Annotated in this window: 15 protein-coding genes; 9 read left to right on the top strand and 6 right to left on the bottom strand. The window is 63.5% G+C overall.

Going from position 1 to position 17,692, the window contains the following annotated elements:
* Nucleotides 1–21: 21 nt before the first annotated feature.
* Both BM348_RS09300 and BM348_RS09290 read left to right on the top strand, forming a co-directional pair.
* Nucleotides 22–1,089 carry a glucose 1-dehydrogenase gene (locus tag BM348_RS09300; protein ID WP_092904259.1) on the top strand — a complete coding sequence of 356 codons (1,068 nt, stop codon included), beginning with the start codon at nt 22–24 and terminating at the stop codon, nt 1,087–1,089.
* A 196-nt stretch (nt 1,090–1,285) separates the two neighbouring features.
* Nucleotides 1,286–2,524 carry a mandelate racemase/muconate lactonizing enzyme family protein gene (locus BM348_RS09290; RefSeq protein ID WP_092904255.1) on the top strand — a complete coding sequence of 413 codons (1,239 nt, stop codon included), beginning with the start codon at nt 1,286–1,288 and terminating at the stop codon, nt 2,522–2,524.
* A 150-nt stretch (nt 2,525–2,674) separates the two neighbouring features.
* Here the strand turns inward: BM348_RS09290 and BM348_RS09285 are convergent, their stop codons facing one another.
* From BM348_RS09285 to BM348_RS09275, 3 genes are read right to left on the bottom strand one after another with little or no spacing between them, the layout of a single operon-like run.
* Complete coding sequence (locus tag BM348_RS09285) at nt 2,675–3,643, bottom strand: sugar ABC transporter permease (RefSeq protein ID WP_092904253.1); 969 nt, start codon at nt 3,641–3,643, stop codon at nt 2,675–2,677.
* A complete protein-coding gene (locus BM348_RS09280; protein ID WP_092904251.1) occupies nt 3,640–4,674 on the bottom strand; it encodes a carbohydrate ABC transporter permease in 1,035 nt (344 codons plus the stop codon). Before BM348_RS09280 ends, BM348_RS09285 begins: the two co-directional genes overlap by 4 nt.
* Nucleotides 4,675–4,695: 21 nt before the next feature.
* On the bottom strand, nt 4,696–5,907 hold the full coding sequence (locus tag BM348_RS09275; RefSeq protein ID WP_175507145.1) for an extracellular solute-binding protein: 1,212 nt from the start codon (nt 5,905–5,907) through the stop codon (nt 4,696–4,698).
* Nucleotides 5,908–6,207: 300 nt separating this feature from the next.
* On the opposite strand from BM348_RS09275, the gene BM348_RS09265 reads away from it, so the two are divergent.
* On the top strand, nt 6,208–7,344 hold the full coding sequence (locus BM348_RS09265) for an ABC transporter ATP-binding protein (RefSeq protein ID WP_092904245.1): 1,137 nt from the start codon (nt 6,208–6,210) through the stop codon (nt 7,342–7,344).
* 66 nt (nt 7,345–7,410) lie between these two features.
* On the opposite strand, the gene BM348_RS09260 is transcribed toward BM348_RS09265, so the two are convergent.
* Complete coding sequence (locus BM348_RS09260; protein ID WP_092904243.1) at nt 7,411–9,477, bottom strand: glucan 1,4-alpha-glucosidase; 2,067 nt, start codon at nt 9,475–9,477, stop codon at nt 7,411–7,413.
* 233 nt (nt 9,478–9,710) lie between these two features.
* On the opposite strand from BM348_RS09260, the gene BM348_RS09255 reads away from it, so the two are divergent.
* From BM348_RS09255 to BM348_RS09235, 4 genes are all read left to right on the top strand, one after another.
* Entirely contained in the window at nt 9,711–10,772 is a 1,062-nt protein-coding gene (locus BM348_RS09255) for a TrmB family transcriptional regulator (protein ID WP_092904241.1), read from the top strand.
* A gap of 395 nt (nt 10,773–11,167) precedes the next feature.
* Nucleotides 11,168–12,211, top strand: coding sequence for an AI-2E family transporter (locus tag BM348_RS09245; RefSeq protein WP_092904237.1), 1,044 nt, complete (start codon nt 11,168–11,170; stop codon nt 12,209–12,211).
* 61 nt (nt 12,212–12,272) lie between these two features.
* Nucleotides 12,273–13,526 (top strand): tRNA (N(6)-L-threonylcarbamoyladenosine(37)-C(2))-methylthiotransferase, encoded by a 1,254-nt coding sequence (locus BM348_RS09240; protein ID WP_092904235.1) that lies wholly within the window; start codon nt 12,273–12,275, stop codon nt 13,524–13,526.
* A gap of 118 nt (nt 13,527–13,644) precedes the next feature.
* A complete protein-coding gene (locus BM348_RS09235) occupies nt 13,645–13,881 on the top strand; it encodes a glutathione S-transferase N-terminal domain-containing protein (protein ID WP_092904233.1) in 237 nt (78 codons plus the stop codon).
* Between the two features lie 10 nt (nt 13,882–13,891).
* Here BM348_RS09235 and BM348_RS09230 read toward each other — a convergent pair whose 3' ends face one another.
* Nucleotides 13,892–14,431, bottom strand: a complete 540-nt coding sequence (locus BM348_RS09230; protein WP_092904231.1) for an HIT family protein — start codon at nt 14,429–14,431, stop codon at nt 13,892–13,894.
* A 285-nt stretch (nt 14,432–14,716) separates the two neighbouring features.
* Here BM348_RS09230 and BM348_RS09225 point away from each other — a divergent pair, with 285 nt between their 5' ends.
* On the top strand, nt 14,717–14,917 hold the full coding sequence (locus tag BM348_RS09225; protein ID WP_092904229.1) for a DUF7835 family putative zinc beta-ribbon protein: 201 nt from the start codon (nt 14,717–14,719) through the stop codon (nt 14,915–14,917).
* Between the two features lie 213 nt (nt 14,918–15,130).
* Here the strand turns inward: BM348_RS09225 and map are convergent, their stop codons facing one another.
* Entirely contained in the window at nt 15,131–16,027 is an 897-nt protein-coding gene (map, locus tag BM348_RS09220; RefSeq protein WP_092904227.1) for a type II methionyl aminopeptidase, read from the bottom strand.
* A gap of 344 nt (nt 16,028–16,371) precedes the next feature.
* Here map and icd point away from each other — a divergent pair, with 344 nt between their 5' ends.
* A complete protein-coding gene (gene icd / locus BM348_RS09215; protein WP_092904225.1) occupies nt 16,372–17,634 on the top strand; it encodes an isocitrate dehydrogenase (NADP(+)) in 1,263 nt (420 codons plus the stop codon).
* Nucleotides 17,635–17,692 lie beyond the last annotated feature (58 nt).

The raw sequence follows: 17,692 nt of genomic DNA, 5'->3' as shown, positions 1-17,692 counted from the left end.
ATCGTTGTCTGTGTACGATCAATGAAAGCGATCGCAGTCGAACCGGGTGCCGGCGACCCCGTCGTGGTGGAGAAGCCGGTTCCCGAACCGGCGGCCGGCGAAGCGCTCGTACGGACGCTTCGCGTGGGCGTCGACGGCACCGACCACGAGGTGATCCGGGGCGCACACGGCGAGCTTCCGGCGGGGAGCGACCGGCTCGTGCTGGGCCACGAGGCGGTCGGCGTCGTCGAAGATCCGAACGGAACCGACCTCGAGAGAGGCGAGGTCGTCGCGCCGACGGTCCGCAGACCGCCCAACGGGACCAACGAGTACTTCGAGCGTGGCGAACCGGACATGGCTCCCGAGGGGGCCTATCTCGAGCGCGGGATCGTCGGCGCGCACGGGTTCATGGCGGAGTACTTCACCAGCCCGGCCGAGACGCTCGTTCCGGTCCCGCCCGAACTCGCGGAACTCGGCTTTCTGGTCGAACCGATCAGCATCACCGAAAAGGCCCTCGAGCACGCCCAGGCGGCCCGCTCGACGGTCCACTGGGAGCCAGAATCCGCCATCGTTCTCGGCAACGGCTCGCTCGGGCTCGTGACCCTCGCGATGTTCGAAGAAGTGCTCGACATAGAGCGCACGTACTGTCTCGGCAAGCGCGATCGGCCCGACCCCTCGATCGACCTGATCGACGACCTCGGTGGCACCTACATCGACTCTCGAGAGACTTCGGTTCCCGAAATCCCCGACGCGCACGAGCCGATGGACCTCGTCTACGAGGCGACTGGCTACGCGAAACACCCCTTCGACACCGTCGAGGCGCTCGCACCCAACGGCGTCGGTGCGCTGGTCGGGGTTCCCGACGACTGGTCGTTCGAGATCGACGGCGGTCGACTCCACCGAGAGCTCGTCCTCCACAACAAGGCGCTCGTGGGGACGGTGAACTCGAATCGCGGCCACTTCGAGGCCGCCGTCGATACGCTCGCGTCGATTCCCGGGTGGGTCACCGACGACCTCGTGACCGGGGTCTACGGTCTCGACGAGTTCGAACGAGCGTTCGAACGGAACGAGTCGGTCATCAAGACGGCCGTCGAGTTCGATACGCGCTGAAATCGATCGGGCAAAACGTCGTTTCGACCCGGAACCCCAGTACTCGAGCGAACTCGAGGCCCAATGCGCTGTTGAGATCGACCTCGATGGCAACAGTTATTCGACAGCCAGTCGAGAGGATAATCGGATAGATCCGACGAACGATAGCGTTCACAGGATGGAAAAACATTACTATGATACGAGTAACTCGTTAGTTATGGGAGTCGATTACTCACAGCTACACGATCCGAACGCCGAGTACACGATGCGGGAGCTGTCCGCCGACACGATGGACGTCACCCGCGAGCGCGGCGGCGGCCGAGACGTCGAGATCACGGACGTCCAGACCACGATGGTCGACGGCAACTTCCCGTGGACCCTCGTCCGAATCTACACGGACGCAGGCATCGTCGGCACCGGCGAAGCCTACTGGGGCGCGGGCGTCCCCGAACTCATCCAGCGGATGAAACCCTTCCTCGAGGGCGAGAACCCGCTCGACATCGATCGACTGACCGAACACCTCGTCCAGAAGATGTCCGGCGAGGGATCGATCGGCGGCGTCACCGTCACCGCCATCTCGGGCATCGAAGTCGCGCTACACGATCTGGCTGGCAAGATCCTCGAGGTCCCGGCCTACCAGCTGCTGGGCGGCAAGTACCGCGACGAGGTCCGGGTCTACTGCGACTGTCACACCGAAGACGAAGCCGATCCGACCGCCTGCGCGGACGAGGCAGAACGCGTCGTCGAGGAACTGGGCTACGACGCGCTCAAGTTCGACCTCGACGTTCCCTCGGGCCACGAGAAGGATCGGGCGAACCGCCACCTGCGCGGCCCCGAGATCGACCACAAGGTCTCGATCGTCGAGGCGATCACCGAGCGCGTCGGCAGCCGCGCCGACGTGGCCTTCGACTGCCACTGGACGTTCTCCGCCGACAGCGCGAAACGGCTCGCGAGCGAACTCGAGGCCTACGACATCTGGTGGCTCGAGGACCCGGTGCCGCCGGAGAACCACGACGTCCAACAGGAGGTCACCCAGTCGACGACGACGCCGATCACCGTCGGCGAGAACGTCTACCGAAAGCACGGCCAGCGCCGACTCATCGAGGAGCAGGCGCTCGACATCGTCGCCCCCGACATGCCGAAGGTCGGCGGGATGCGCGAAACCCGGAAGATAGCGGATCTGGCGGACCTGTACTACATCCCGGTCGCGATGCACAACGTCGCCTCGCCCGTCGCCACGATGGCCTCGGCCCACGTCGGCGCGGCGATTCCGAACTCGCTGGCCGTCGAGTACCACAGCTACGAACTCGGCTGGTGGGAGGACTTGGTCGAGGAGGACGTTATCGAGGACGGCTCGATCGAGATCCCCGAGAAGCCGGGACTCGGTCTGACCCTCGATATGGACGAAGTCGAGGCCCACATGGTCGAAGGAGACGAGCTCTTCGACGAAGCCTAAGGTACACGCTCGAGATCCACCGAGACCACAGCTAATCTCGAGCCGATCCCATAGGTTCCGAGAGTCTGTCCCACTATCGCTTTTTCACGCCGTTCCGGTCGAAAAACAGCGTCCCTCGAGAATCCTACGACGCGAGACCCCGAACGGTGGTTAGCCGCTCATCCCGCCGAAGGAGAGTCCGTCCTCGACGTAGCTCTGGGCGAGGAAGTAGATGATCGCGACGGGGAGGGCAAAGAGGATCGCGAAGGCCGAGAACTCCGTCCACGGCGTTTCGTAGCCGCCGCCCGCGATGAGCGCGTAGAGTTCGACCGAGAGCGTGTAGTTGTGCGACTGGAGCAGCGTCTGTGCGATGACGAACTCGTTCCAGCCCGCCAGGAACGTGAAGACGAGCACGACCGCGATGCCGGGTTTCGAAAGCGGCAGGATGATCTCGCGGATGACCTGCCACTGGCTCGCGCCGTCGACGATCGCGGCCTCCTCGTAGGAAACCGGGATGTTGTCCATGAACGTCTTGAGCAACCAGGTGTTGAACGGGATCGCGCCCGCGGCGTAGAATACCCCGAGGACAAGCAGGTTGTTGTCCAGCCCGAGGTTGACGAACAGCGCGTACAGCGCGATCAGGGTCGCGATCGACAGCCCGGCCCCGACCTGCGTGAACAGCACGTAGCCGTAGAGAATCCCCCGACGGCCGAGAAACTCCCGACGCGAGAGCGCGTACGCGCCGGGGATTATCACCGACATCGAAACCAACACCGTGATCGAGACGACGATGAGGCTGTTGACGGCCGCGTAGGTGAAGTCCGATTCGAAGAGCACCCAGCGGTATGCCTCGAGGTTGTACGAGGTCGGATCGGCGAAGATCCCCTGGGAGCTCATCAGGCCGGAGCCCTGCGAGAGCGACGCGGCGAAGACCCAGTAAACCGGGAACAGCAGGACCAGAAGCAACGCGGTCGCACCGACCGTGCCGACGCCGGTTTTGGCGACGTCACGGACGGTTCGCCGGCCGGTTCTGACCTGTTCGATCGTCAACCGGGCGGCGGCTGCGGCCCGCCGGGGCCAGGTTAGTTTCCGAACTGTCCACCGACCGATCGACGTGGTGTAGTGTGTGAGACGACTCATGCAGAATCGATGCCCTCCGCGAGGTTTCCTTTCTTGACGGCGAGCCACATGAACATGCCAATGAAGGCGATCGCGGTGACCATGATCGCCGAGGCGAACGCGTACTCGTGGAGTTCGATCGCCTCGCGATAGCCGTAGAGGATCAGCAGCTCGTTCTGTCGCGACGGACCGCCACTGTTGAAGATAAACGGAATTAGGAACTGCTGGAACGAGGTCGCGGCGGTCAGGATCGACGCGAACAGCACCGGGCGTTTGATCGCCGGGAGCGTCACGTTGGTGAACCGCCGCAGATAGCCCGCGCCGTCGACCTTCGCCGCGTCGTGGAGATCCATCGGCACGTCCTGGAGCGCGCTGACGATGATGATAACCATGAACGGATAGGCCAGCCAGACTTCGGTGATGACGTAGGCGGCGAACGCGCTCCAGCGCCCCCCGAGCCACTGGATCGGGAGATCCGCGAGCAGCAGGTCGGGCGCAGAAATCGTCACGAAAAACAGGAGGCTATCGAGAACGACGACGAACCCCGACACGATCGAGTTGTACGTTCCGACCATCTGGTTCAGCGGGCCGTACCGCGCGCCGCTGAACATCCCCTCCCAGACGGTGATCACGAAAATCGCCGGGAACCCCATCGGGACGATCACGAGTGCACGCATGAACCGCTTGCCGAGCACTCGAGCGTGGGTCAGGACCATTGCGAGGCCGGTCGCAAGCACGACCTTGATCGAGAGGCTCACGGCCAAGAACAGCCACGTGACGCCGAACGACTGCCAGAACTGCGGATCGGTGAACAGTTCGGCGTAATTCTCGAGGCCGACGAACGACGCCTCCCCGCCGAGTACCGTCCCTGCGTGGGTCGCGTCAGTAACCGAGAGGTAGACGAGAAACGCGATCGGAAACAACATGAACGAGAGGAACAACACTGCGCCGGGTGCGACGAGCAGGAGTCCGGTGAGTCCGATGGAATCGACGTCGAACGGCAACCGGTCGCGTCCGTGACCGACGACGCGGGTTCGGAGTGATGAAGACATTGCTGTGCTCGGTCACCCGCGTTACTCCCAGCGGTCGCGAATATTCTGCGCGGTCGATTCCATCGCCTGTGCTGCGCTTTCGTCGCCGTTGAAGACGCGCTCGAGGCCCGACTCGAGCGGGTCCCAGATCTGGTCGACCTTCGGATGCGTCGGCAGCGGCGTCCCCATCTCGACCGTTTCGGCGAAGGTCTGGACGTCCTCACCCAGGTCGGCGTCCTCGTTCCCGGCGTAGTCCTGATGGACGGGGATCAGCCCCTGAATCTCGGCGTTGTCGATAATCGCCTGCTCGTTGGTCGTGTACCACTCGGCCCACTCGATGGTCGTCTCGAGTGCAGTCTCGTCGGCCGACTCGAGTTGGGACGTGAAGTACCAGACCTTCACGCCGGTAAACGGCGTCGGGCTCCCGCCCTCCACGTCCGGCAGCGGCGCGACCTGCGCGTCGACGCCGGCTTCGCGGAACCCTTCGAGTTCCCAGGGGCCGTTGATCGCGAACGGCGCGTTTCCGTCGGAGAAAACCGGAATCTGGCTGGCGTAGCCGGGGTCGTCAGGCACGTACGGCCAGATCGACTCCTCGAGGAGTTCGACGCCCTCGACGAACGCGTCGTCTTCGATGCGGAGTTCCTCGGACTCCGTGTCGAAGAGCGAACCGCCGAACGCCTGCAGCCACGCGCTCGGGAAGTACGGGTCGACCGCCGGCATCGAGAGCCCGTATCGGTTGTTTGCCGGATCGTGGTGTTCCTCCATGATCGCGACCATATCCGAGAGGGTTTCCGGCGGTTCGTCGACGTACTCGGGATTGTACATCAGCGAAACCGTCTCGATCGCGAACGGGAGCCCGTACACCGCGCCCTCCCACTGAACCGCCTCGAGTGCGTTCTCGGTATAGGTCTCCTCGAGATCGATCTCGAGGTCGTCGGATGCGTCGTAGACGAACTCCTGTTCGTGGTACCGGCCGATCCAGTCGTGGGCCCAGTTGAACGTCTCCGGCCCCTGTTCGGCCGGCAGCGCCGTCTCGAGTTCTTTTTCCATCTCGGCGGGAGCCTCCGCGTTGAGCGGATCGTCGCGACCGTCGTTGAACTCCTCCAGTGCGCGTTCGAACGCGCGTTCCTGTGCATCGGTGAAATCGTACCAGGCGGTCGTCCCCTGCCGTGCCCCCGTGATTCGATCCAGACAGCCGGCAGCGCTCGTCGCTGCCAGCCCGCCGATCCCCGTGAGCAACTGTCTGCGTTCCATTGACATGGTGGAATCAATGATGTATTATATCTTCATATATTTAGTGTTTGGGATAGGACGTATCACGGTGCTCGAGGGAGACGGGGATATTCGCGGTATAGAGACGCTTATCAGCTGCTTTCGAGCGCAGGAGAAGACAGCAGCATCGAACTTTCGAGCGAGCCCTGTCGAAATAGCTTATAGATCACGGGTCCAGCGTGGCTTTCGACTGGACCGTGATCAAGATGTGTTGTAATTCTACTTCCTGAATTGGAATTTTTGGGAAAGGGTTTTACGGCCCCCCGACGAACGAGTGAGCAAATGGCACACGTCAGAGTCGAATCACTCCGAAAGGAGTACGACGTCGGAACGGTCGTCGCCGTCGACGACCTGAACCTCGAGATCGAAGACGGCGAGTTCGTCACCGTCGTCGGACCGTCGGGTTGCGGGAAAACGACGACGCTCCGGATGTTAGCCGGGCTCGAAGAACCCACGTCGGGGACGATCTCCATCGGCGGCGAGGACGTCACCGACGTCCACGCGAAGAACCGCGACGTCGCGATGGTGTTCCAGAACTACGCGCTCTATCCGCACAAGACCGTCTTCGAGAACATGGCGTTCGGGCTTCGAATGAGCACCGACATGAGCGCGGACGAACGCGAGCGACGGGTGACCGAGACGGCCGAGATGATGGACATCGAGGGGCTGCTCGAGGACAAACCCGACCAGCTCTCGGGCGGGCAGAAACAGCGCGTCGCGCTCGGGCGGGCGATCGTTCGCGAACCCGACGTGTTCCTCTTCGACGAACCGCTCTCGAACCTCGACGCGAAGCTCCGGACCTCGATGCGCGCGGAGATCCAGCGCCTCCAGAACGAGCTGGGCATCACGGCGGTATACGTCACCCACGACCAGCACGAGGCCATGACGATGGGCGATCGGATCGTCATCCTCGACGGCGGCGAGTTACAGCAGGTGGGCAAACCGACCCGCGTCTACGAGAACCCGGCCAACGAGTTCGTCGGCGGGTTCATCGGCTCGCCCTCGATGAACTTCCTCGAGGTCGACGTCGACGACAGCGGAGATGGCGTCAACCTGACGGGCCTCGAAGCGGAGTTCGACTTCGAACTCTCCGGATCCTACGTGGATCGACACGCCGGGTCGCTCGAGGGAGGTCGGTACACGCTGGGTATCAGGCCGGAGAGCGTCGAGTTCGTCGACGGCGCGCGGAACTCGATCACCGGTCGCGTCTCGGTCGTCGAACCGGTCGGCTCCGACAACTACCTGCACCTCGATCTCGGGGGCGAGTTCGTCGCCCGCGTCAGTCCAGCGATCGAACCACAGCCCGGCGACGACGTGACATTGACGTTCGACGAATCAGCTATTCATCTCTTCGATCCGGAAACCGGACGAGACGTTTTCGGTTCAGCCGAAGAACCGCCGGCGATGACGACCTCCTGAACCGTCGAACTCGTAGTACTCGAGAACCGACACCACAGACCGCTCGAAACTGTTTTCGTCTCTCTCCTATTCGTCGAGCGCCGTCGCGGTCGCGAGTCGCAAGGCGTGGGGCCAGCCAAGCGGCATCGCGCTATCCGCGATTCCGTCGTCGAACACCTGTTCGGGGAGGTAGCCGCCAGATCGCCGAAGCGAGCCGTCAGGACCCACCGCTTCGAGGAGGGTCGCCGCTCGGTCGCCGAAGTTTGCGGCCGCTGCGTGGTCGCGATCCGAGAGCAACGACTCGAGTTCGACCGCCGCGTGCGCGCCCCACGCGGTCGTCACGGTCCAGATTTTCGGGTCGTCTTGGTCGCGAACCCGCCAGGGATCGCTCTCGAACCGGGCAAGCCCCGTGACCGGGCCATCGGGGTCGCGCGCGAGTCCCTCGATCGTCGTTTCGTGGTGGGAGACCAACCGATCGAGTCGCTCGTCGTCGACGCCGCCCTCGAGTCGGTCGTACTCGGCGTGGGCCGAGGCGAGCGCGAACGTGCTGCCGTCCAGTCGGTCGTCGAGCACGTCGCCGTCGAGTCGGAGTGCGTAGATTCCCCGGTCGGGCACCCAAAGCGTCTCGAGCGCGTCGTAGACCGCGCGGGCGCGCTCGGCGGCGTCGTCGCCGATGCGCTCGGGGAGGGGCGCACGAGCCAGGGCCGCGTAGGCCTCGAGAAACGTCGCCGCGGTGTGGGTAAAGCGCCCGGTCATGTTCTCCCAGGCGTTCTGGACGCGGGTCGGCAGTCCGTCGTCCTCGAGGGAGGCGTCGAGTCCGTCTTTCGCCGCGAGCAGGGACTCACGGACGTACTCGGCGGACGGGTCGACGACCCGGAGGTAAGTCGCGAGGTAGGCCACGACGCTCGCGGTCTGGTCGGCCTGGTACTCCGAGGTCCCGGACCCACGTTCGAGGCGGCCGTTCGCCCAGCCCGGGGCGAGGCGACCGCTGTGGGGCCACACCCGGTGGGGCCAGGTCCCGTCCGACCGCTGGGTGTCTGTGTAAAACCGGGCGCTTGCCTCGTGCCAGTCCTCGAGACCGAGTTCGGCCCGCCGGTCGGCCGCGAGAAGGAACCGCGAGATCTCGGCGTCGTCCCGGAACCACGTGTAGCCGTACCCCCCCGAGTAGCGGTAGTACGGGTCGAACTCGGGACCCGCGATTCGAGAGCCGCTCGAAGCGCGCAACAACTGGAGGGCGCGGAGGTCCTCGAACGCACCCGCCGGAGCGGTCTCGGACCGACGGAAGCGATCGAGTCCGAGACGCCGCGTCTGCGTTCGACCGGCCTCGAGCAGCGAGTCGCGGGTCGGGTGGTCGAGCGGCCCCGCCCGGACCCGATCGAGCGCGTCGGCGCGGTCGCACGCTTCGGCGTCGGTCAACAGCGTCGCGATCGTTGTACGTGGGGTTGCCCCCTCGAGTTCGACCGACGCCAGGATTATCGGGCTGAGACGGCCGTCCTCGTAGCGACCGTCGTCCGAACTTCGGGGGAGCGCCGTCGGCCCCGCTTCGAGCAGTTCGTCGAACGTCTCCGGCATCTGGCTCGTCACCTCGAAATCGGTCGACGCGGCGAGGAGGTCCCGTTCGCTGTCGTGATGAACTTCGACGATCCCGTCGTGGCGAAGCTGTCCGACCCGTCCGGTCCGCCCTTCGGGTGCGAACCCGAAACAGGCCTGTATCGTCGGCGTTCCGGCGTCGGAGCCGAAGTCCGACGGCGCGTCGGATCGATCCAGAGAGCCACGTTCGGTTTCGCCGGTCCCGTCCTCGAGCACGAAGTGAGTGAGGTGGAGTCGGCCGATCGCGAGATCGTACTGCACGAGTCGTCGCCCGGCGACGCGGTGGACCGTTTCGACCGCTGCAGTCCCCTCGACGTAGCGCTGGTCGCCATCGTCGAACCAACGGACGGTCCCGTCGATCTCGACGCCAAAGCGCGATCGATCGACGCCGACCAGTCCCGAGAGCGGGTAGGAGTAGTCGCCGATCGCGCCGTCGGGCGAGACGTGAACGAGGCGATCCTCGAGCCCGGTGAAAAAACCCGTCGTCGACCGACGCTCGCCGGCGAACAGGCGATCGCTCCCCCGAACGCGCTTGAAGTCGTTCAGGGCGGAATGTATTGTCATCGTCTCACCGGTACGACCCGCACGAATTAAAGTTTGTTGTAAAATTTATTCTCACTTTTCTCCACGGCCATGGCGGTTCGGTAGCCGTCGACCGCGACCAGCCGTGGACGGTAACTCAAAGGATGATCGTCGACGCGATCCGCAGGAGACGAGCTGGACGACCGGGGCGAAATCCGCGCCGCACAGCGAATCTTTTTCATGCATCGATACGATCTGTGACGTACTGGTTATACATGGATCAAGACGGGCTCACCGACCTGCTCGAGCGGTTCGGACTCTCCGAAAAGGAAATCGACACGTACCTCGCGATCCTCGAACGCGGCGAGTCGAAGGCGAGCACGATCTCGGACGCCGCTGATGTCTCCAAACGGTACGTCTACAGCATCAGCGAAGCGCTCGAGGAACGGGGGTTCGTCGAGGTCGACGACCACGCGGTGCCGACGGTCATCAGGCCCGTTCCGCCGGACGAGGTCGTCGATCGACTCACCGAGAGCGTCGAGGCGATCGAACCGGGGATCCGATCGCGTTACACCGCGACCGAGCGGACCGGCGAACAGTTCGAGGTGATTAAATCACGGCAGACGGTGTTAAAGCGGATCGAGGCGCTGCTCTCGAACGCCGAAACGGAAGTCACCCTCTCCCTGCCGGCCGAAGTGTTGCCCCAGATCCGGTCGGCGTTAGAGGAGACCGTCGATCGGGGCGTCCTCGTCTTGCTCTTGCTCGGCGCAACCGAGCGGAACGAACCGGACATCGCGACGCTCACCGGGACGGCGAGTACGGTCCGAACCTGGGACGCGCTGGTTCCGACGATGATGACGGCGGACCAGCGCCACGGGCTGCTCGCGCCGAGTCAGTTGCTGACGAGTTCGACCAGCGAGACGAAGGCGATCTCCCTGCGTCAGGAACAGCTCGTGCCGGTCTTCGTCGGGTCGTTTCTGGCGAACTACTGGCCGACCGCGGACGAACGCTACGTGACCACGCCGGCGACGCTCCCGCAGACCTACGACGGCTTTCGGAACGCGGTGTTTCAGGTCGCGCTCCACGAGGCCGCAAACACTACGCTCCGGGCGACGGTCACTGGCTCGCCCGTCGGCGATCGGTCGCTTCCCGCGGAGCTCTCGGGAACCGTCGTCTCCGTCCAGCAGAGTCTCGTCCGGCCGGTCACCTCGACGATCCCTGTCGAGAACTCATTCGAGATCGACGTCGACGGCGAGCGGTACAAAATAGGCGGCAGCGGCGCGTTCCTCGAGGACTTCGAGGCCGAGTCGGTCACCCTCGAGTACCCAGAGGAGTGATCGAGTCGAGATCGGCCGACAGGGAAAGCGGGTCGAGCTGTGTCGACATTCGACCGCCCCTAGGCGTGAACGTTTCTTGAGATATGTGGTTGTTCCACACAACTATCACCGCACGAACAGGTCCGTCTGGCGAGCGGTCGTCCGTGGTCCGACTCGTGAACGGACAGCCGGGGCCGCCCGCGATCGGAGTGCCACGAAGCTGGAGGACGGGTGCTACGAGATGGGGGTCGAGACTCACGGAACAGAACTCGAGACCCACGAAAGGACTCGAGACGCCGCGAGACAGGGGCTCTAGATGCTCGAGTTCGAAACGCGCTCATCGGAGTCCCCGTTCTCGATTCTCAGTGGGTCGAAGCTGCTATCAGCTTTAATGGAGTGTCCGTTGTGAGACCACTGTGAACCGGCGAAAGGGATACCTCCTCGCGCTGTTGCTCGCCTTCGGTTACCTGTCGCTCCGGCTGCTCCTCCCGTTCGCACAGTACGTTCTCGTCGCGATCTTGATCGCGTACGTCCTCGCACCCCTACAGCGTCGCCTCGAGCGGCGGGTCTCCGCGCCGATCGCCGCGTTTTCGCTCGTCGTCCTCGCAGTCGTCGCCTTCTTCCTCCCGTTCCTGTTCGTCGTGGTCGCGATCGCGGAAGACGCGGCCAGAATCGCGGAGAACGTGGACGCGGAGCGGTTTCAGGTCGCGGATATCGAGCGGGTGCTCGAGGCGGAGTTCGGCCTCGAGGTCGACATCGCCTCGACGGTCGCGGACTCGGGCCAACAGCTCGGGACGGTCGTGCTCGAGCAGTCGACGGCCTGGGTGAGCACGATCACCCACGCGTTGATCGGTCTGGGTCTCGCGCTCTTTCTCATCTACTACTTGCTCCGGGACGGCGGTCGGCTCTACGGCTGGATTCGCGAGATGACGCCGCTCCCGGACGACGTGCAGGACGACCTCTATACGGAACTGAATCAGGTTATGCGGGCCGTCCTCCTCGGACACGTGTTGATCGCGATCGTACAGGGAACCATCGCCGGGCTCGGACTGTTGGCGACCGGCGTCCCGAACGCCGCGCTCTGGACGGTGGTGATGATCGTCCTCGCGCTCGTTCCGCTGGTCGGGGCCTTCCTCGTGTGGGGGCCGGCGGTCGTCTACCTCCTGCTCACTAACGAGCCGATTTTGGCCGTCGCGCTGTTCGTCTACAGCGCGACGATCGTCGCCGTCTCCGACGATTATCTCAGACCGATCGTCGTCGACCGCTACGCGGACATCAACCCGGCCGTGATCATCGTCGGCGTGCTCGGCGGCGCTTACGCGTTCGGCATCATGGGGCTTTTCTTCGGCCCGGTCGCGCTGGGGGCGTTTATCGCCGTCGTCCACGTCATCGACGAGAACTACGACCGACTCGAGCGGACGACCGAACGGCGACCGGACCCCGAGACCACGGAAGAGTGAGGAACCGAACGCCGAATCCGTCGCGCTTTTGGCCGACGAGTGCGGACCCATTCGTACGCGAATGGCCCGATACCACATCGAGACGTACGGCTGTACGTCAAACCGCGGGGAGAGCCGCGAGATCGAGCGGCGACTCCGCGACGCGGGCCACCACCAGGTCGACGGTCCCGAACAGGCCGACGTCGCGATTCTCAACACCTGTACGGTCGTCGAGAAGACGGAGCGCAACATGCTCCGGCGCGCGGAAGAACTCGCCGACGAAACCGCCGACCTCTACGTCACGGGCTGTATGGCTCTCGCGCAGGGCGAGGCGTTCGCCGATGCGGGAATCGACGGCGAAGTGCTCCACTGGGACGAGGTCCCCGACGCGGTCACGAACGGGGAGTGTCCGACGACGACGCCGGACGCGGAGCCGATTCTCGATGGGGTGATCGGCATTTTGCCGATCGCTCGCGGCTGTATGTCCGACTGCTCGTACTGCATCACCAAGCAGGCGACCGGGAAGATCGACTCCCCGCCGATCGAGGAGAACGTCGAGAAAGCCCGCGCGCTCGTCCACGCCGGCGCGAAGGAGATCCGCATCACCGGTCAGGACACGGGCGTCTACGGGTGGGACACCGGCGAGCGGGCGCTTCATACGCTGCTCGAGCGGATTTGTGCCATCGACGGTGACTTCCGCGTCCGCGTGGGCATGGCGAATCCGAAGGGCGTCCACGGCATCCGCGAGGAACTCGCCGAGGTCTTCGCCGACAACGAGAAGCTCTACAACTTCCTGCACGCGCCGGTCCAATCGGGTTCAGACGACGTGCTCGGCGACATGCGACGCCAGCACCAGGTCGAAGAGTACGTAGAGGTCGTCGAAACGTTCGACTCGGCCCTCGAGTACTGGACGCTCTCGACCGACTTCATCGTCGGCTTCCCGACCGAGACCGAGCGCGACCACGAGCAGTCGATGGCGCTGCTTCGCGAGACGCGCCCCGAAAAGCTCAACGTGACCCGTTTTTCGAAGCGGCCGGGGACGGACGCAGCCGAGCTGAAGGGCCTCGGCGGTACGATCAAGAAGGAGCGTTCGAAGGCGATGAGCGATCTCAAACTCGAGATCGTCGGCGAGGCCTACGAGGAGATGGTCGGCGAGATCCGGGAGGACGTCCTCGTCGTCGAGGACGGAACCGCCGACTCGGTAAAGTGTCGGGACGGCGCGTACCGACAGATCATCGTCCAGAACGCCGACGAACACGGCATCGAAATCGGCGACTTCGTCGATCTCGAGATAACCGGTCAGAACACGGTTTATGCGTTTGGAGAGCCGCTCTAGCCCCCCATTCTCAATTAGTGAGATTCTGCAACAGCGGCAACTATATCCGGTAATCCCCGAGATGGAGACCCGAAGACCGGACGCCACGCTTTTGCGGAACCGAACCGAATCCCCGCGTATGATCACGCTGTACCAACTCGAGGGGTGTCCGTACTGCGAGACCGTCGACGAGGAGCTCACCTCGCTCGAGATCCCCTACGAGAGCGTCTGGGTCGACGGGTTACACTCGAAACGAGACGAAGTCAAACGGGTTTCCGGCCAGCGCCAGGTTCCCCTGCTCGTCGACGAGGAGTACGGCGTCACGATGGCCGAGTCGGAAAATATTCTCTCGTATCTCGAGTGCACGTACGCCTGATCCCCCGAACTCACTCGAACACGACGGCGCGGCCCGCTCCGGGCACTGTTGCCCCCTCCTGAGCGGCGAAAGCCTCGTGGAGCTGGTCGTACGTTTCCTCGAGCGCCTGCACGATGACCGAAGTGTCCCCGATCACCGGCATGAAGTTGGTATCCCCCTGCCAGCGCGGGACGATGTGCGTGTGTAAGTGATCGCCGATCGAGCCGCCGGCGCCCTCTCCGAGGTTCAGGCCGGCGTTGAAGCCGTCCGGCTCGAGGGCCGTTTCGACGGCCTTGAAGGTCCGCTGTTTGAGCCGAGCGTGATCGAGCAACTGTTCGTCCGTGAGGTCGGCGTACTCGCCTGTATGCGTCCGCGGAATGACCATGACGTGACCGGGACTGTACGGGTAGTTGTTCAACAGGACGAACGCGTGTTCGCTCCGGGCGACGAGCAGGTTTTCGCGATCGTCTTCGCGTTCGGGAAACGCACAGAAGACGCAGCCGTCGACGTCGGAATTCTTCTCGTCGCGTTTGATCCACTCGATTCGCCAGGGAGCGAACACTTGATCCATACGTGTGCCCACTCGAGCGACCCCTAAATGGTTTCATACACTGGTGTCGTGGTCATCGATACACAAACCCGTGAGATAGTGTCTCTTAGACGGTTTAAGGCAATATTAAGGAATCATCATATTCGGCTCGAATCGGCTTAACAAGTCATTAAATTCGGTTCTAAACAATCTCGAGCGCTCTCGTCGCTCCGTTCCCATTACCCCGATCCCGTCTTGCGATTTTCTCGACTCAATACCCGTAATGGAACGCGGATTTATGATACCCCTAATCTTACAGCAGTTTCAATGGCAACAACAGACAACTCATTCAACGGGATAACCGAACACTGTGACGAATGCGAACTCGATACGCTTCACGAAGTGAGCGTGCAGATCCGAACCGAGAGTCTCAAACAGGAAAACGCGCAGTTCTCTCGCGAGCCCTACCGGGTGGCCGAATGTCAGCGCTGTGGGAACCGATCGAGCCAGCGCATGAACAACGCCTGAGTCGACTGTAGAACACTTCGTCCCAGAGACCGAAACAGTTGCGCTGGGCGGACGACAACTGGTGGGATCCACTGACGACCGTTTTTTCGAGCGATACGCTGTGAGTGGCGTGTTGGTTCGAAGAAGAGCACTGCCGGATCGGAGATGGAGCTAGGATCGGAAGAGATGACGCTACGGTTCGAAGAAAGGGATATCAGGCCGAAGAAGGGCGCGCTATCGCGTTGTTACCTCACAGCCGTCGTCGGTGACGATGACCGTGTGTTCCTTCTGGCTCACCAGGAAGCCGTCGTCCTCCTTGAGAACCGGGTAGCCGTGAACGATGTCGTTGCGTTTGAGTCGCCGCAGCGCGACTTCCGGTCGGTCCGTCTCGAGCCAGCGGGTTGCGAACGGGAGCGTCCGGAACTCGTCGGTGATCTGTTCGAGCGCCTCGCGCGCCTGACGATTTCGGACCGAGCCCTCGCGCTCGAGCGAGAAGATCTCCTCGCTCGAGCCCTCGGTGACCTTCCCGCCGCCGTCGGTCGCGAACGGCTCGATGGCGACGACGTCGCCGGTCTCGAGCGTCGTTCCCTGCGAGACGGCGCGGTTCGGGATGTTCGGACTGGTGTGTTGTTCCCAGTGGCCGAGGCCGTGGCCAGTGAGGTTGACGACGGGATTGAAGCCGTAACCGTCGATCACGTCCTCGATTTCGGCCCCGATATCGCCCGTGTTCACGCCCGGTTCGATCACGTCGAGTGCGGCCTCGAGGGCCTGTTCGGACGCCTCGGCGAGTTCCGGGTTGCCAGAGAGGTCGACGGTAATCGCGGTATCCGCCAGCCAGCCGTCGACGTGGACGCCGATGTCGAGGTTGACCATCTCCTCGCCGAAAGTGGATTCGTCGCCGATGCTCGGCGTCGCGTGCGCCGCTTCCTCGTCGATCGAGATGTTCACTGGAAACGCCGGCTTCCCGCCCAGCTCTCGGATCCTGTCCTCGGCGTACTCGGCGACCTCGAGGTGGCTCGCGCCGACCTCGACGCGATCTGCGGCCTCCTCGCGTACCTGTGCAAGGATTTCGCCGGCTTCGCGGTGCTTTTCGTACATCTCGGCCTCGAGATCGACTTCCGTTTCGCTCATGCTCCCGGGTTGGATCGGTCGGCAAAAAGAGGTTCCGCCTGGCGGATCACCTTCATGGGTCGAATCGACGCTCGAGACGACCCCCGGTACCGGTTCGAAACGGGCTATCGAGGACGACGAAAACGGGTTAACGTCCGGTCCACTCGCAATCGGGGCAGGCAGAGAGGCCCTGGACGTTCGAGAGCGTCGATCGACAAAGCGGACAGCGCTCGGGCGCGTGCTGTGGCGGACGGAGCATACTCGAGTTGTTCTCATCGACGATAATAAACATGTGCTACGACGATCGTCGATCTAACGTGGAAATGAGAGACCTTTTACCCCCTTCGAAGAACCGTCTAGACGAAATGAGCTACGACAAGATCGAGGTCCCCGAGCAGGGGGAGAAGATCACGCTGAAGGACGGTTCCGAGGACGAACTCGAGGTTCCCGACGACCCGATCATCCCGATCATCTACGGTGACGGTGTGGGTAGCGACGTCGGTCCCGCCGCACAGAAAGTGCTCGAGGCCGCCGCAGAGGCGACCGGCCGCGAGATCAACTGGATGCGCGTCTACGCCGGCGAGTCCGCGCGAGAGATGTACGACGAGAACCTTCCGGACGAGACCGTCGAGGCCATCAAAGAACACCGCGTCGCGATCAAGGGCCCGCTTACGACGCCCGTCGGTGCCGGCTTCCGATCGCTGAACGTCGGACTGCGAAAGCTCCTCGACCTGTACGCGAACGTCCGACCGACCTACCACCTCGAGGGCGTCCCGTCTCCGGTCTCCGAACCGGAGCAGATGGACATGGTCACCTTCCGAGAGAACACCGAGGACGTCTACGCCGGCATCGAGTGGGAGGCCGGCACCGACGAAGTCGAGCAGGTCAAGGAGTTCGTCGAAGAGGAGATGGGCGCAGACGACGTCATCCACGACGGCCCCGTCGGCATCGGCATCAAGCCGATCACCGAGTTCGGAACGAAGCGACTCGTCCGCGAGGCGATCGACTACGCCCTCGAGAACGACCGCGACTCCGTCACGCTGGTCCACAAGGGGAACATCATGAAGTTCACCGAGGGCCAGTTCCGCGACTGGGGCTACGAGGTCGCAGAGGAGGAGTACGGCGACGAGGTCATCACCGAGGACACCCTCTGGGAGGAACAGGACGGCGAAGTCGACGACGACACGCTCGTCGTCAACGACCGCATCGCCGACAACATGCTCCAGCAGCTTCTTACCCGGACTGACAACTACGACGTCATCGCGACGATGAACCTGAACGGCGACTACATGTCCGACGCCGCCGGCGCGCAGATCGGCGGTCTCGGCATCGCCCCCGGCGGAAACTTCGGCGAGGGCCGAATGCTCGCCGAGCCCGTCCACGGCTCCGCGCCGAAATACGAGGGCCAGGACAAGGTCAACCCGACCGCGATGATCCTCTCGGGCCGCATGATGCTCGAGTACATGGGCTGGGACGACGCCGCCGACCTCGTTCGCGACGCCGTCGAAGAGACGATCTCGTCCGGAAAGGTCACCTACGACCTCGAGCGCCAGCTCGAGGACGCCGAGAAGCTCGCGACGAGCGAGTACGCGGAAGAAGTCGTCGACAACATCGAAAAACTGGCGTAAGCCAGTTTTCGGACAGTCAGGCCGCAAAGCGGTCTGACACTTTCGAGAGACTCGCGTA

Origin of the sequence: Halostagnicola kamekurae, from assembly GCF_900116205.1 — an archaeon.
Lineage (GTDB): Archaea > Halobacteriota > Halobacteria > Halobacteriales > Natrialbaceae > Halostagnicola > Halostagnicola kamekurae.
The sequence above is the reverse complement of the archived record's forward strand: the minus strand, read 5'-3'. Positions and strand labels throughout refer to the sequence as shown.